Source organism: Myroides sp. C4067, from assembly GCF_038039665.1.
GTDB lineage: Bacteria > Bacteroidota > Bacteroidia > Flavobacteriales > Flavobacteriaceae > Flavobacterium > Flavobacterium odoratimimum.
In genome coordinates, this window is sequence record NZ_JBBPHJ010000010.1 from 1 (window position 1) to 15,958 (window position 15,958).

Annotated in this window: 12 protein-coding genes and 1 pseudogene; 2 read left to right on the forward strand and 11 right to left on the reverse strand. The window is 32.7% G+C overall.

All coding sequences use genetic code 11. The features are described from left to right. From AABL87_RS08895 to AABL87_RS08915, 5 genes and pseudogenes are all read right to left on the reverse strand, one after another. Positions 1-1,649 (reverse strand): annotated as a pseudogene (locus AABL87_RS08895) (hypothetical protein); the annotation flags it as partial. Between the two features lie 834 nt (positions 1,650-2,483). Next, complete coding sequence (locus tag AABL87_RS08900; RefSeq protein WP_232297403.1) at positions 2,484-3,371, reverse strand: AraC family transcriptional regulator; 888 nt, start codon at positions 3,369-3,371, stop codon at positions 2,484-2,486. 438 nt (positions 3,372-3,809) lie between these two features. Further along, positions 3,810-4,490: a helix-turn-helix domain-containing protein gene (locus AABL87_RS08905; protein WP_232297404.1), complete on the reverse strand. Its 681-nt coding sequence runs from the start codon at positions 4,488-4,490 to the stop codon at positions 3,810-3,812. A gap of 978 nt (positions 4,491-5,468) precedes the next feature. Continuing rightward, positions 5,469-6,500 (reverse strand): helix-turn-helix domain-containing protein, encoded by a 1,032-nt coding sequence (locus AABL87_RS08910; RefSeq protein WP_232297405.1) that lies wholly within the window; start codon positions 6,498-6,500, stop codon positions 5,469-5,471. A 219-nt stretch (positions 6,501-6,719) separates the two neighbouring features. Further along, positions 6,720-6,869 (reverse strand): hypothetical protein, encoded by a 150-nt coding sequence (locus AABL87_RS08915; protein ID WP_232297406.1) that lies wholly within the window; start codon positions 6,867-6,869, stop codon positions 6,720-6,722. Positions 6,870-8,228: 1,359 nt separating this feature from the next. Between AABL87_RS08915 and AABL87_RS08920 the strand changes: the two genes are divergently transcribed. Further along, entirely contained in the window at positions 8,229-9,167 is a 939-nt protein-coding gene (locus AABL87_RS08920; protein WP_016649177.1) for a Dyp-type peroxidase, read from the forward strand. A 68-nt stretch (positions 9,168-9,235) separates the two neighbouring features. Here AABL87_RS08920 and AABL87_RS08925 read toward each other — a convergent pair whose 3' ends face one another. Together AABL87_RS08925 and AABL87_RS08930 are read right to left on the reverse strand one after the other, a co-directional pair. Next, a complete protein-coding gene (locus AABL87_RS08925) occupies positions 9,236-9,988 on the reverse strand; it encodes an MBL fold metallo-hydrolase (RefSeq protein ID WP_341277202.1) in 753 nt (250 codons plus the stop codon). A 71-nt stretch (positions 9,989-10,059) separates the two neighbouring features. Next, positions 10,060-10,896 carry an AraC family transcriptional regulator gene (locus AABL87_RS08930; RefSeq protein ID WP_341277203.1) on the reverse strand — a complete coding sequence of 279 codons (837 nt, stop codon included), beginning with the start codon at positions 10,894-10,896 and terminating at the stop codon, positions 10,060-10,062. Positions 10,897-11,111: 215 nt separating this feature from the next. Between AABL87_RS08930 and AABL87_RS08935 the strand changes: the two genes are divergently transcribed. Next, complete coding sequence (locus tag AABL87_RS08935) at positions 11,112-11,693, forward strand: Crp/Fnr family transcriptional regulator (RefSeq protein ID WP_341277204.1); 582 nt, start codon at positions 11,112-11,114, stop codon at positions 11,691-11,693. 502 nt (positions 11,694-12,195) lie between these two features. On the opposite strand, the gene AABL87_RS08940 is transcribed toward AABL87_RS08935, so the two are convergent. From AABL87_RS08940 to AABL87_RS08955, 4 genes are all read right to left on the reverse strand, one after another. Beyond that, complete coding sequence (locus AABL87_RS08940; protein ID WP_341277205.1) at positions 12,196-12,699, reverse strand: acetyl-CoA carboxylase; 504 nt, start codon at positions 12,697-12,699, stop codon at positions 12,196-12,198. A gap of 237 nt (positions 12,700-12,936) precedes the next feature. After that, complete coding sequence (bioA, locus tag AABL87_RS08945) at positions 12,937-14,217, reverse strand: adenosylmethionine--8-amino-7-oxononanoate transaminase (RefSeq protein WP_341277206.1); 1,281 nt, start codon at positions 14,215-14,217, stop codon at positions 12,937-12,939. Positions 14,218-14,220: 3 nt separating this feature from the next. Beyond that, complete coding sequence (gene bioD / locus AABL87_RS08950) at positions 14,221-14,850, reverse strand: dethiobiotin synthase (protein ID WP_016649170.1); 630 nt, start codon at positions 14,848-14,850, stop codon at positions 14,221-14,223. Further along, positions 14,834-15,955: an aminotransferase class I/II-fold pyridoxal phosphate-dependent enzyme gene (locus AABL87_RS08955; protein ID WP_341277207.1), complete on the reverse strand. Its 1,122-nt coding sequence runs from the start codon at positions 15,953-15,955 to the stop codon at positions 14,834-14,836. Before AABL87_RS08955 ends, bioD begins: the two co-directional genes overlap by 17 nt. Between the last annotated feature and the right edge of the window lie 3 nt (positions 15,956-15,958).

Below are 15,958 nucleotides of genomic sequence, written 5' to 3' on the forward strand. Positions count from 1 at the left end.
ACCCATACTCCTGAATCATTGTGTACAATAGTCACTCCTTCGCCTGGTCCTCCAGCTTCGCCTGGTTTACCTGGTTCTCCTGTCTGACCTGGTTGTGACTCTGACTTGAAGCCTGTATCTCCTTTGTCTCCTTTAGGACCTAAGATATTTGTCCACGTATTTGTTGTTGGGTCATATACCCATACTCCTGAATCATTGTGAACGATAGTTACTCCTTCGCCTGGTCCTCCAGCTTCACCTGGTTTACCTGGTTCTCCTGTCTGACCTGGTTGTGACTCTGATTTAAAGCCTGTATCCCCTTTGTCTCCTTTTTCTCCTTTAGGACCTAAGATATTTGTCCACGTATTTGTTGTTGGGTCATATACCCATACTCCTGAATCATTGTGTACAATAGTCACTCCTTCGCCTGGTCCTCCAGCTTCTCCTGGTTTACCTGGTTCTCCTGTCTGACCTGGTTGTGACTCTGACTTGAAGCCTGTATCTCCTTTGTCTCCTTTAGGACCTAAAATGTTTGTCCACGTATTTGTTGTTGGGTCATATACCCATACTCCTGAATCATTGTGAACGATAGTTACTCCTTCGCCTGGTCCTCCAGCTTCACCTGGTTTACCTGGTTCTCCTGTCTGACCTGGTTGTGACTCTGATTTAAAGCCTGTATCCCCTTTGTCTCCCTTATCTCCTTTTATAGCAGCTATAAAAGCTTCTCCATCCTTTCCATCATTACCAGGTAAACTTTGCCAAATTTCTAAAGCAGACTTCCCATCAGCTCCTTTATCTCCTTTAGGTCCCTTTGCTAAATCAACAGTAACAGCATCTCCTTTTTCATTTGTATATGTAAATGTTCCATTGCCATTATCCACCAATGTAGTAACTGTTTCATTTCCTTTAACGATATCGTTAAATGTAATATTCTTTACTTCTCCTTCTTTGGTTACATAAGTAAATGAATTTCCATCATAATAAACATTCCCACCTACATAACTGTTGTTAATTACTTCATACAGTTCTTTCTTAACTACCTCATTGTTAACAATCTCCTTGAAGTTTTTGATTATGCTCTTAGGAAGTTTAATTCTATACCCTTTATTTAGAATAGGATTTCCTTTTCTATCAATTGCATCCTCATTATAGAAAATATAATCTCCAGAAGTTTCATCATACTCTATCTTAGTAACTTTCTCTTTTATTTCTACTTTTTCACCATTATCGCTTATGTAGTATAATTTATCACCTTCATAAACAACATTACCTTTAGTTGTATTAACGATATTAGTAATCTCTTCAACAATATTTTTATTATTGAAAATCTCTTGGTAATTATTAATTACAGCATCAGGAATATCTGCAACAGTAGTTAATCGATTCCATTTATCGATATACCAATAATAATATCCTGGTTTCAAATCATTCTTAACAGTAGCAGTATTGTACACAAGCATGCTATTAATTCCATTTTTAGGAAATTCGCTAATTGTAACAACATCTTTACTGTCTTTTAATGCAATACGTGGAATCAATACCCCCCTATTGGTTGATTCAATAGTTAACTCTGCCGATTTGTTTGGAGTCAAAGTTCCAATCCCTACTTGTGCATTAGCAGCAAAACTACTTACTAATAAAGCAGCTACAGATAGTACTCTTTTTTTCATATATTTCTCTACAATTTATTTTAACCTAACAATACTTGATTTATATTACTACATCCTATTCCGTAAACAGTACTAAAGAATAGAAATACAATTAACTCCTTGTTCAGGAATTATTGACAAGCAAATATATTTGCACCAATTGTTAATAATTGTATCAAAAAGGGAAGAAAATGATTAAATGAAACGTATTGATACGTGCTTTAACGAATGAAACAAAAACACAACACACTACAAATCAATAAAGTAAATAAAAAACTAGTTTTGAAATATTATGTCAGTTCTATTTAACCACTACTTCTCTCTTACCTTTTAGTTTTGCATAAAATGGTTCCATTTTGTTTAATTAATAAAGCTGATTAGTACAAAAAGAGAGGCGAACAATAGGTAAGGAAAATCAAGAAAGTTTGGTTTACTTACAAAAAAGACAAGAGTAATAGGCTATATATTTCTTTCCCTTCTTTTACGTATTCCTCCTTACCAAGTCCTAATTTTAGTCATGAAGAGACTAGAAACTTTCTAATTAAAAAAGTTTTGTTCGGGGCTTGTTCGGAGTTTGTTCGGAAACTCTTCGGAAAACACCCTGTTTTTCCGAACAAATCTTTTTAGCACGAGTCAATTCATTAGTTTTTTTTTGTGTTATTCCAATGTGAAAATAGATTATACAAAAAAACGGCTACCAATTAAAAATTGATAGCCGTTTGTCACTTATACAATTAAGATCTACTTTTAAAACAAGGATAAATCTCCCCTAAACTAAACTTACAGAGTTACTTTATAACTAAGCTATATGGAGATATGTAATTATGCTCTAGCATTACCAGAAAAAAAAATCATCTAAAAACCAACCATTCTATATTCATTAGGTGTTATTCCAACACAATCAACAAAATGCTTTTTAAAAGTATTTACAGATTTAAAACCACAACTATTTGCTACTACATCTAGTGTCCAATTTTCCTTTCTCTCTAATAATCTAAGGGCATGGTTAACCCTATATTTGCCTACTAATTTATAAAATGTTGTATTTAAACAGTCATTAATTACCCTACTAACCGTACTTCTGTTATCCTCAATTATCAATTCGCATAATCTGCTCAAAGAAAAATCATTTTCTAAATAAGATAGGTCTTGTTCAAAAAAATCAGCAATCTTTTTTGCAATTAATACCTCCTCCTCTGTAAAGGCTACTACTGGGGGATCAGTAATTATTTGGTCTTTTACTTCTTCTACATCTAGATCCGTTTTATTCGATATTTTATATGTAAATGACTCTTTTATCAATATTAATTTATTGATTATTAAAGTAAACAGAGTAATACAAGAAATAAACAGAATAACAACATCTATTCCTATATCTATATACTTTATATGTAATGCTATAGTCTCTCTGAATAATAAACCTAATAAAGAATCTACATTAAAAAGTATGAAATCAAACAACAAAAAGAAATTAATAAAATGAATATATCCCTGATGTACTTTATCTTCAATTTTAATTCTACTAATGCGAGTAAAATAAAACAAGAGATACATAATACTAAAAAAGTTAAACAATGAATCTTCTAACCAAATCTCTAAATGAAAGAATGTATGTATAATAATAACAGCTATTCCCAACATTAAAATACTATATAGCTCTGACAATACCATTCTATTATTGGCTATAGGAATAAGAGAAATTAAGATAATACTACCCACCCAAGGAAAAATATTAAACTCCATGCATCCTATCGTACTTGTACAGAAAACTAAACAGAAAGTAATAAAAACCAGTAATAGTACATAAAGTATGTACTCTGATAAACCTTTCTTAGCTATTTTATTAACAAACATAAGTCGCATTACGTATATTTTTTTTAATATAATAATTCACATTAAATAAACACCTGTACAACTTAAGACTTAAAATTATCAAAAAGTCACTTTACGCGAACAGTCATTCAGCACAAATCAAAAACAAAGATGAATTCAAAAAGTTAATAAATAATATATAAATACATTTACAAACAAAAAAAAAGAATATTATTCAATAAAAAAACTCAAAATAAAAATTAAAAACACATATGTTAATCTTTTATTTTAACATATATTATCTTTTAAAATCCAAAGCTATTTAGTATTTCAGAAGTAGTACTTCTAAAAAAATGTCTAAGATCTTCATTACTTACTCAATAAAGCAGAAGGAGGAAAACCATATACCTGAACAAATGCACGATAGAAAGACAACCTAGTATTAAATCCACAAAAACTAGTTAACTCCTCTACTGTCACATCCTTATTTTTTTCTTTAATTAATCCCACTGCATACTCTACCCTTAGCCGGTTTATATATTGTCTAAAGCTTATAGAATTAGATTCTTTAAAGTACTCTGACAATTCCTTCTTATCTATTTCTATGACTTCAGAAAGCTTTTGTAAGGTCAAATCTACATTCAAGTAAAGTTTACTTTCGATTAATTGTTCAAACAACTTCTGACGAATAACCATCATGCGCTGTTCTTTCTCCATAGACAATTGAAGTTCCTTTGTATCCAAACAAACTTCTACTACCTCTATTTCCTTACAGTTTATAGGTGCTTCTGACTCACCAAGCTCTGGTTGACTTGCTAAGTTTGATTCTTCTTGCTCCCCAATTAACAACTGTATTGCTTCACTTTTTATCTTTAATCTTCCTTTGCAATTCTTAATTACATAACTATTCATCGCATCTAAAAAAGCAACAATAATCAAAAGAAGACAATAGAAGATATAAATATAATCAACATCAAAAACTCCTATAGGCTTAAATGTCAACACCCCGTAGAAGAAAGAGCAACTTAACACTAATAAAATATAACTCACAACCACGCTATTCTTTTTAAACTCCAACTCATGTTTTATCATGTATAAATAGCCATAACTTCCATACAACAAACAACTTCCTGCTATCAAAACATACAGTATCGTATCTAAAAAAAGTAAATATTCAGAATAAGGAAAAAATAGCTTAGATAACAAATAGAATACTGGAAAAAATATAAAAGGCAATAAATGCCATAATATCTTAATAGAGACATTATATAATAGTAAAAACAATAGAGGGCCTATCGTTAAAGCAAAATAAGCACTTAAGTGAAAGTCAAAAAAAGCTTTATCTCTCTTTATTAGATACACTAGAAAAGAGGATAGAACTAAAATACAACATAGAAAAAAAATCCTCTTATCTATATTGCGTTTTGATTTATTAAAACTAAAAAGAACAACATAGCTAACAAAAAAAAGGAGAATCAAAAATAGTAGAACCATAATAAATTGTAAATAGGGAAACAATTAAACTCTGTACATAAAATCTTTTTTAAAGAAAAAACCCCTCACTTTTTTTGATCACTTTGATAGACACAATAAAGATTCTGAAATATTCTTTTTAGCCCACAAACTATCCAAAGTGTAAAACTCAACTACATTTAACAAAAATGAATATCTAAATAAATAGGATTTGAAGAGTGTTTATATACTTAAACTTGAAAAACAAAACTAGAAGCCTTATGTTAATTCCATGTATCAAAAAAGACTCTCTCTCCTCATCTAAAGTCTAATGGTACATACTTTAAGAATATCAAACATTAAAAAAGCACAGCTCACACTTACATAGTTTATATTTTTAACAACTAAAAACATTATTATTTAAGTTTCTACATAATAGAACCTGTCTAAAAGTAGATATTAGTATCTTAAGACACTGTTTACTACTTTTTTATCAAAAAACGAAAAAAACATGCTAAAAACAAAAGCGGTACTCTATGTAGAATACCGCTTTAATCAGAATAAAACTGACTATTTTTATTTATCTAATAAAGCTGAAGGTGGAAAACCATACCACTGAACAAAGGCTCTATAAAAAGATAATCGAGTATTAAACCCACAATAAAATGCTAGTTCTTCTACCGTGATATCCTTATTTTTTTCTTGAATCAAATTAACTGCATACTCTACTTTTAATCGATTAATATACTGTCTAAAATTAGCTGAATGCCCATTTTTAAAATACGACACCAATTCTTTTTTACTTATACGAATGACAGTCGCCACTTGATCGATGGTTAGATTAGGCTCTAAATAAAGTTTGGATTCTATCAGGTCCTCAGACAGCTTCTGGCGAATAATGTCTATTCGTTCTTGCTTCTCTGTGTACTCTACTTCTTTTTTATTCTCTCTATGCTCATCAGGTAACTCCTGTAAGAATTCTGACCAGACTACTTGCTTCCCCTCCCCTTTTATAAGATACTCCATTTGATCTAAGGCACTAGGATCTGTTTTTTGTTTTCTACAGCTTAGAGCAACGTTGAGTTCTGTCAATAAAGCTACTCCTATCAAAAAGAAACAGTATATCATATATACATAATCCGTATCTAATGCTTTAGGAGATTTAAAGAAAAGTAATCCAAAAAAGAAAGCACAACTAAAGACTAATACGATATAGGAAATAACAATACTATTGTGCTCAAAACTGAGTTCTTCTTGAACTGCGTAGAGGTAGCCATAACTTCCATAGATTATACAGCTCAATGCTACTGTTGCAAAGAGAATATCATCTACAAATGGCAAATACCACAAATAAAAAGAAGGCACAAAAAAGAAACTCAAAATATCTATTGCTGAAAAAATAATAAGAGGAAGAAAATGGTAATAAATCTTACTCTCCTTATCCTTTAATAACAACAGTAATAATGGGCCTATAGTCAAACCTAAAAAAGCTCCTAGAGAGAAGTTTAGAGCAATTTTATCTCGCTTAATGAAGTAAACTAAAAAGGCTAATACTACTAGAATACAAGAGAGGTAAAACACCTTTTTATCGCCAATCTCCTTGGACATATTATGACTAAAAATAAGGACATAACTAACAAAAAGTAATACTATTAAGAATAATAAAATCATAATTTAAACGCTTGGGGGGAGCTTATATAATTTATGTACAGTTCTATTGGAAATTAAACCTTATGGTTATCTTCTAAAATTTGTCTTTCTCATTCCATTCTGAATTGAAACACAACTACTTTTATCTAACTTATAATCTACATATATGATATCCGTTTATTTAAAATTCAGATACTCTTTTAATTGTACCACAGTATCTTCACTTAATACTTTTCTATTTTTCATTAATACAGCTATCATATATGAACACAAAGTAAGCATACTGATAAATAAGATAATCAACTTAATACCTATATTAAAGTACATAATTTGCTCGGTATGTATACTGTGATAGAACTTATCAAAAACGATTCCAACGTTCAGAAGTACAACATAAAATATGAGAAAATAATTAATAAAGCACGTATATCCTTTTTGAAATCTATTCTGTATTGTAATCTTTTTAGCATAACAATAAAAAAACAAAATATACATCACACAATAAAGGTTAAACAAGGATATTTCTAATAAATTAAAGCTGTGCTCTACTAGATTTACAATCAGAAATACAATTCCGATGATGATGAGCTTATATGCCTCTCTTTTTACCAAAGAATAGGAGAAGGAAGGCAATAAAGAAAGTAAAACAATATTAGCTACTAAAGGGAAAAAGTTAAACGACGCTTCCAAAATCATCTCCTTGTAAAAAGGAATGCACAAAAGAAGAAAGAAAGTTAGAAGAAAGAAAAACAGCTTTACAGGACTATTTTTGTTGACTTTTTTTTTGAATTCTCCCTGTCTCATATAGCTGTTTTTGTTAAAAAAGACATTTTTAAAAACCTTATAATTTATCATATCGTGATGAGAAGGTACAAAAAAGTCACATACACCAATAGTTCACGCACTGCGATAATCCGTGATATACTCTATCTTTTCAGAGCATATTATAAAGAATATGTATAAAGAAGAGTAAATACAAAACTATTATTCAAAATAAAAACAACTAAGCACCAAACCGTACAGAAATGTTAAAATATTTTTTTAACATATGTGATAATAAATATTCGCAATATGCACTATTTATAAAGGCGTTTTTATAGGTTTTACAAGGGATGAGAGGGTATTAAAGAGTTATAAAAACAACAGTTTTACAACTCTTCTATTGGTGAGCCTACTCTCTTAATTTCTGATCTAACTTACTCCAAATAAAAAATAAAAATAGAGAGAGCACAACATAACTAGATAACCAAGGAAGAACATGTAAGTCGCAAAAACGAACACACATTACCGCTATTAAAAATAAAAGAGGGTAAAAGAGTACTGAAACAAAAAAAACTCTCGATACCTTATCTAACCAGTAATATCGTCGTCCGACAACACTCGATTTAGGAGACGCAATCGACATAATAGAAGGGATAAACATAATTATACTCGCTATAAAAGCAACGCTCACTATAATCCATAAAACAATATTCATACTTCTCTAATTTTTCTTATATCGAATACAAAACTACTAGAACTCAATAAATATACTAACCTTTTAACTTGTCCTTATCATATCACGCATACATAGATAGATTCTCATTAAAAACCTTTTTAAATACCTCCCTATCCTTGACCTATTGCCAAAATTTTAAATACCTTTACAAAACACAGTTAGTTTAATCGTTAAAAAAAGAAAGACAAATGAGTCAGAAAGCACAAAATGTGACAGATTATCCAAATAACAACACTATTTTTTCAGTTTGGAAGTTTAAAGAAGGAGCTGAAATAAAACAAGCCTTCGAAGCTTTATGTGGCTTAGTCAATAACCTAAACAATTCATTTAAAGTTAGAGTAAACGCTGGTCCTACTAGTTGTATCTTAGGAGTAAGCCACAACGCTTGGTCAAAGTTAGACTTACCTATCCCTCTACCAAAAGAGTTAAAAGTTTTTGAAGAAATCAAAGGAGATAAACATACTGCTGTATCTACAGATGCAGACCTACACCTACACTTAAGCGCTATTAATTCGGCTATCTGTTATGATATGGCGATGGCGATATCTAAAGTGTTATTACCTGTAGCAGACTGTATAGATGAAGTACAAGGATTTAAATATTGGGATGGCCGTGCGATCATAGGATTTGTAGACGGTACAGAGAACCCTATAGGAGAAGACCGAGATTACTTCGCAATCGTAGGAGACGAAGACCCTCAATACAAAGGAGGTAGTTACTTATTTGTCCAAAAGTATATTCATTTCATGAAGGATTGGGACAACTTATCTACAGAAGAACAAGAGAAAGTAATCGGTAGATATAAAGCTACTGATATCGAGATGGAAGAAGATAAAAAGCCTGCCAACTCGCATACTGCCCTTACAGCCATAGAAGATGAAAATGGTAATGAACTAAAAATCATTAGAGCGAATATGCCTTATGCTAACCCTTCTAAAGGGCAAGCTGGAACTTATTTTATCTCTTATGCATCTACCTTCAGTACAACAGAAAAAATGCTTAAAAACATGTTTATTGGAGAACCAGCAGGTAACTATGATAGAATATTAGACTTTAGTAAAGCCATATCAGGAACGCTGTTCTTCGTGCCTTCTTTAGACATATTAGATGACTACTCAGCTGAGTAATATTGCGTTCTTATAAAAGTAAAAAAGCACTTCTAAAGAGATATTCTATAGAGGTGCTTTTTTATATTCTATACTTCTAAAAACTCTTTCATATCGTGATAGCCATACATCACAACTTCTGGATACTGAGTTCTAAACTCTTTTATACGCGCTAAAGATTCTAATCGCTGTCTATTGTTATCTGCTCTAGCTTCTGTTAATTGGTGTACAGGATGATCTGGATTGCTGAGTTCTTCTCTTAAATAATAGGCATCTCCTATATAAAAATACCACTGCTCTTCTACCTGATAAATAACGCCACAATGTCCTAAAGTATGTCCAAACAAAGGAGTCAAGTACAACTCTACACCTTTTATCTGTACTCTTCTTACTTCTACCCCTCTCCATCGCTCTCCTGTAGCACTATACTGTTTTATAATAGGCTGATGGAGTAAGAGCGTCCTTACATATCGAGGATTGTCTGATTGGTAATTATGATACTCTTCAGAAGCTACATGTAAACAAGCATTCGGAAAATCTACAACACCTGAGATATGATCACAGTCTAGATGAGATACCACCACATCCGTCACCTTTTTAGGATCCAGACCTCGTTGTTTTAATTGCTCATATACAGCCAGAGCAGGATCTAATCGAAGTCCAACAGCCGTTACTAATTCGGGGGAAAATCTAGATTGTACAGGATCGTTATCCTGTACGCCTATTCCTGAATCTATTAAAACTAATTTATTATCTACTTCTAAGACAGTGCAATGCCCTATTGCGCTATCTCCTGTAGGAGCATTAATCTCCACAGCATTTAAATGATATATGTTGACCATATTCTTTCTATTAAATTAATTGAACAAAATTCAACTCCTTTTAAGTCATAAAATAGAATGATAACGCCAATTTATTCTACGCCAATTATTCTAAATGGTACTGACACATCTATCAGTGGAATATCCATAAAATGGCTGTTTTGAAGAAATGCTTTAGGAGATTCTCCTACGAATACCCGAAATTCTCTCCCGAAGTGAGATTGATCTGCATAGCCTACCTTATACGCTATCTGAGTTAATAAAGTAGCCTCACTATTTTGCATGAAGTGTAATGCTTTTTGAAATCGTATGATTCTACTATAAGTATAAGCATCTACCCCTACTATCTCCTTAAACTTTCTTTGAAAACTTCTCCTAGACATATTCACCTCCTCTGCTAAGCTTACTGTATTAGCTAGATCGCAAGTCTTATTTAGCTTTTGTATGATGTAGTCTATCTCTTGATTAGAAGGTGTTATAGCATATCTTAAGAAGTGATTTTCTAAAACTTTAATTGCTTCTTCGATAGATGTACTTTCATAAAGCTGTCTGCACACTTCACTTGGCAAGAGGTCTTCTGCATCTGCTAGCGTATTCGTTAATTCTGTAGTATTAAGACCGAATATCTTTTTAAAAGCAGTAGGGTGCAAATCTACTCCCAATACAGTGGCTTTATGAGCAAAGTAATTAAGACATGGGTTATCGCTCTTCTGTCCATAGATAAAAGACTTCGGTAAGACCTTTTGATTACCCTTATTGTATAATACTGATTGACTCTGAAACAGCTGTATAATGATCCCTGTATTGCCCGAAGCAATTATGCGATATAGCCCTTGACCTTCCCCTTCTGCTAACTCAACTTCCCCATACCAGAATCTACTTACGATAGCGCTGAGCTCTTTTCTAGGCAAACAGTACTTTACTTTCATATCTTACAAATTCTATTCTATCAACTAAACTACTAAAAATAGTATTCATATTGCGTTTATGCCTTCGAAAAACGTTATTTAGGCACTTATCATAAACACTCTAACATAAAATATTCGCAACAAATCACATACTATTTTAACTATTTTAAATAGTTTAACCTCTTATTTAAGCGTAAATTAGCTTATAGTCCATTTTCACTAATCAGGCTACTTCTATGGTTATCCAAAACATACTTACTAACCTTCAAGAGCAAGGAGTATCTCTAGACAACAAAGAATTAGAGGCTTTAACTACTGTATTTTCAACTATTCGTCTCAAAAAAGGAGAACTGTTTTTAGAACAAAACCAACCTTGTGAACGTCTTGGTATCTTGACTGAAGGTAGTCTATATGCTTATTCTATACTAGAAGATGGAACCGAAAAAATTCATGGATTCTATTATCCTGGCGATCAATGCATCGTCTTTAATTATAAGAGTTATCATAAGGATGAACGTTCTAATATGTATATCAAATGCTATGAACCATGTACTTTATATACTATTGTATTATCTGAAGTTAAAGCATTATACCCTTACTTTCCTTTCTTTCAATTAATAGAACAAGCTATTGCTAAACACAACATTAAAACAGCGATACAAAAAATAGAAATACTCCAAAATGAATCTAATACTGAAAAAATAAAAGCTTTTCAAAGATACTTCCCTAGAGTCTTTACTTTTTTTCCTTATTCCTATATCGCTTCTTATTTAGGTATTCATCGCAATACGTTTAATCGCGTTCTTAAAAAGATGTAAGCAACTTTGCATCAAATGGTGCATGTACTTATCACAATATCGCAATATTTTAGCTATAAGAAAATAAGACATCTACTTTTTCATATAACTAACCAACAACAATAGATGATTATCTCATCTAGTATCTATTTTTACAATGTCTTTTTTTCGAATCTGATTGCTTGATTGATAGCAATCCTAATACTATATTAGTTTATAACTTCTGTTATGCACGACAAAACTAATATAGCCCTTTTCAAAAAAAGCCGATAGAGTCATCTATCGGCTTTTTAGCTTTTATATTGCGTTCCTGTTTTTACTTTTATAAATTAGATAAGCTCCTATTATTATTCCTAATAAAGCTAGGAGAACAAAAAATTCTTCTGGTGTATTACCATTGAGTCCACCTATACACATTCCCAAAAAAATTACAGCTATTGTGATAATGATCCATCCAACGATTTTCATACTTCAACCTAAATTTATACCCTCTAAATACAAAGATAAATAATAAGCAGCTTTATTACAGTTGTCTATCCCAATTATTTTCTAGTGCAATCTTATTTGTATAATAGATACAGTGCTTCTCTTGTATTGCTCTTATCTCTCCACATTCAGGGCAAGTTACTTGTGCAGTATCCTCATTCACTCGACTCTGTAAGTCTTCACTATCATCATAGCATTCTCCTCCTATACTACCTAGGGTTATGGTATAAAAATAACCATTACCACTCTTAAATGAGCATTCCCCATCTGTAATATTCTGAGGAGCAAATCTGACATCATCTAACCAACCTTGAGTAGGCCAATTGATTTTAATTAGATAACCTGATTTTACCTCAACACTCAATTGATAGGTTGTACTGCTATTTTTATATGGGTTTTGATACATAATTTCGGCACAGTACACACCATCTTTATAATAGTCACTCTCACCATAAATGGTAAAACCGTGTGACCCGGCACTTTTTTTACAAGCAAATAACAATAGTGTCATACTTGCAAACAACAGAATTATTTGTTTCATTATCCTATTTAAAAAAGACCTAACTAAGCATTACTTAGTTTTAGCACGATAGAACACTCGTCTTTCTGTGACTTAATAAAGGAATTATTAGTCTATTAAAAGTTGCTCTATTTTCCTCGTGCTAAAAGCGGTGCAAATGTATCAAAGGAACTGTGAAGAAAAACTTAAATTTATATACTTTTTTCACCCTTTTAAAAGAGTTTTTTTTCTACTATTTTCATACCCATATTATAAATGCTATATCATCTCTAAAGCCTCTAATATACAGTTATATATATACTCTAGATCCTCATCTGTCGTACAGTAAGGAGGTACTAGATAAATGATATTACCTAAAGGTCTCATCAGTACTCCTCTTTCTAAGAAAAAAGGATATAGTATATCGTGCATATCACTAAAGTAAGAAGTACGTGTTGTCGTCTTCCACTCCATCGCAAAAATAGTCCCACATTGGCGAGCATTTTGTACTTTAGGATGATGTTCTAATTGTCGTATAAACCCTTTGTGTTGCTCTGCAATACGTTTAATATGACCTTGTGTATCTTTAGACAACAATAAATCCATACTTGCTAAAGCTGCTGTACATGCTAAAGGGCTTGCCGTAAAAGAATGTCCGTGAAATAGTGCTTTAGTCTTATCATCAGTATAGAATGCTTGATACAGATCTTCTGTACAAGTAGTAATCCCTAAAGGTAAAGTACCGCCTGTAAGCCCTTTTGAAAAACACATAATATCAGGCGACTCACTAAGGTGATTAGCTGCAAAAAGTTCTCCTGTTCGCCCAAACCCCACGAATATCTCATCTTGGATTAAGAGTATATCCCTTTCTTTACAATAGCTCATTAATGCTGATAGGTGTTCTGCCTTGTGCATTAACATTCCCCCTGCCCCTTGTACTAAGGGTTCATAGATAAAACAGATTGTCTCTTCTGCATGCGTGTCGATGGTCTTCTTTATACTCTCTAGATTCTCTGCTGTGGGCACCTCTATAAATAAAACCTCAAACAACATAGCTCCAAAAGGATCTGTCCATATCCCTCTACCACTCACAGACATTGCCCCAAAAGTATCTCCGTGATACCCCTTGTTAAAAGCAATGATTTTATTCTTCTTACCGCCTTTATTATAATTAGCCTGAATAGCCATTTTTAAAGCAACTTCTATCGCTGTAGAGCCATTATCTGTATAGAATGCCTTAGTCTGATTAGAAGGCAATAAGGCTAATAATCGCTCTGATAACTCTATAGCAGGCTGATGTGTAAATCCTGCAAAGATTACTTGCTCTAGAGTGGTTAATTGTTCTGTCAATTTCTGAGCAATATAAGGATGTGAGTGCCCATGTAGAGTCACCCACCACGAAGATACTGCATCTATATATCTCTTGTCATTCGCATCGTACAGATAGCTCCCTTCTCCTCTTACAATAGGTATAATATTTTGAGCTGTTTTCATCTGAGTATAAGGATGCCAATTCACAGTATAATCGCGTTCTATTAAATTATCTTGTCTATTTTTCATTTGTTATTTTTGTGATGAATCACTTGCTAATTCAAGTGCTGTTAACATAACTGCTTCTTTAGTAATCTCTTCTAATGCCGGTATGTGTATTAATTGTGTATCTCTGTCTATGAAGTTCTTTATCGCCTCTAATGAGTAAGGGTTAAACGCTCCATTCAGCACGAGGTAATCGATAGGAATATTCCTTGTTCTCAATGCTTCTATCGATAACATCGTATGGTTAATACACCCCAAATAGTTTTTAGTCACTAATGCAACAGGAATCTTTAAATGTTGAATTAAATCAATCATATAAGTAGAAGAATTAACCGGAACAAACAATCCTCCTGCTCCTTCTACAATAAGATTATTCATAGTGTCAGGTAGCGTAAAATCACTTAATTGAATATCAACATTTTCTTTAGCTGCAGATTCATGAGGCGAAGCGGGTAACTGTAGCCTGAATCTTTCTCTATGAATAGTCACATGCTCATTCCACTGTTGTATTTTCATACTATCTGACTCATGTAGATCTCCAGACTGAATAGGCTTCCAGTAATCAGCCTTAAAATAATGCGTTAGAATAGCAGAAGTAACTGTTTTACCTATTCCTGTATCAATACCAGTTACAAATAGTTTAAGGGGTTGTGTCATTTCTTTTTATAATTTCAAATAATAAATTCATTTCTTCTTTTGTATTAAAGACATGTAGACAGATCCTCATACGCTCTGTACCTTTAGCCACTGTAGGAGCCTTAACGATATAAGTATTAAGGTTGTGGAACAATAAGTCTGTTTGAAAACTTGGAATATCTCGAATTCCTTTAAGGGTAAGCACCTGTATAGGACTTGGAGTGAGTACAATGCCTTTAGGGGCAACTTCTGCGTAAGTCTTGATAACACTTTCTAATTGTAGTGATAGCATAAGATGCTTCTCTAGAAAAAGATACGCAAGCTTAATACTCACAGCCATCAAAGTATTAGGCGCTGTGCTATAAATAAAAGAAGAAGCAAAGTTTATAAGAGAATCTATCAACATCTTACTTCCCAGCACAGCAGCTCCATGTACGCCCATCGCCTTGCCATAGGTCACGAGAGTTGCCCATACACCAGTCTGTAATCCTAAAGAATGTACTCTACCTAAGCCGTATACTCCTATAGCGTGAGCCTCATCTACTATTAAGTAAGCACCATAACGCTGTGACAACTCTACTAGCTCCTCTAAGGGAGCTAAATCTCCATCCATAGAATAAAGACTCTCTACGGCTATATAAATATCTCCTGTTGCTTTATTAAGTAAGCGCTCTAGATCTTCTAAATCATTGTGTCTGAACTTCCACTTTCTCACTCTTGACAATAGACATCCATCGTGCGCAGACCGATGTATCAGTTCATCTACGATAACAGTATCTCTTGTAGTAGGTAGATTACCTAGTAGAGCTAAATTAGCCTGATAACCAGAATTAAAAAGAAGTGCTCCCTCTACGCTATGCCTAATTGCTATATACTCTTCTACTTCTTCTACCTCCTTTGTATTTCCACTGATTAATCTAGATCCAGTACTTCCACTTAACAAAGTTGGATTATCTACTACCATATCTAATAAAACTTGCTGAAAAGCACTATTTCTACTCAATCCTAGATAGTCATTCGACAGGAAGTCTATTGCTGTTGTATCCCTAAGCTGTAGACTTCTATAGTTCTGGTCGTGAAGTCGCTCTGACAATCGCTGTTGTAGATTATAAGGTAGTGTATTCATACC

Coding starts and splice junctions, on each gene's coding strand:
- AABL87_RS08900 (WP_232297403.1), bottom strand. CDS start 3,371: ATGGAGTTTAATATTTTTCCTTGGGTGGGTAGTATTATCTTAATTTCT.
- AABL87_RS08910 (WP_232297405.1), bottom strand. CDS start 6,500: ATGTCCAAGGAGATTGGCGATAAAAAGGTGTTTTACCTCTCTTGTATT.
- AABL87_RS08915 (WP_232297406.1), bottom strand. CDS start 6,869: ATGTACTTTAATATAGGTATTAAGTTGATTATCTTATTTATCAGTATG.
- AABL87_RS08920 (WP_016649177.1), top strand. CDS start 8,229: ATGAGTCAGAAAGCACAAAATGTGACAGATTATCCAAATAACAACACT.
- AABL87_RS08925 (WP_341277202.1), bottom strand. CDS start 9,988: ATGGTCAACATATATCATTTAAATGCTGTGGAGATTAATGCTCCTACA.
- AABL87_RS08930 (WP_341277203.1), bottom strand. CDS start 10,896: ATGAAAGTAAAGTACTGTTTGCCTAGAAAAGAGCTCAGCGCTATCGTA.
- AABL87_RS08935 (WP_341277204.1), top strand. CDS start 11,112: ATGGTTATCCAAAACATACTTACTAACCTTCAAGAGCAAGGAGTATCT.
- AABL87_RS08940 (WP_341277205.1), bottom strand. CDS start 12,699: ATGAAACAAATAATTCTGTTGTTTGCAAGTATGACACTATTGTTATTT.
- bioA (WP_341277206.1), bottom strand. CDS start 14,217: ATGAAAAATAGACAAGATAATTTAATAGAACGCGATTATACTGTGAAT.
- bioD (WP_016649170.1), bottom strand. CDS start 14,850: ATGACACAACCCCTTAAACTATTTGTAACTGGTATTGATACAGGAATA.
- AABL87_RS08955 (WP_341277207.1), bottom strand. CDS start 15,955: ATGAATACACTACCTTATAATCTACAACAGCGATTGTCAGAGCGACTT.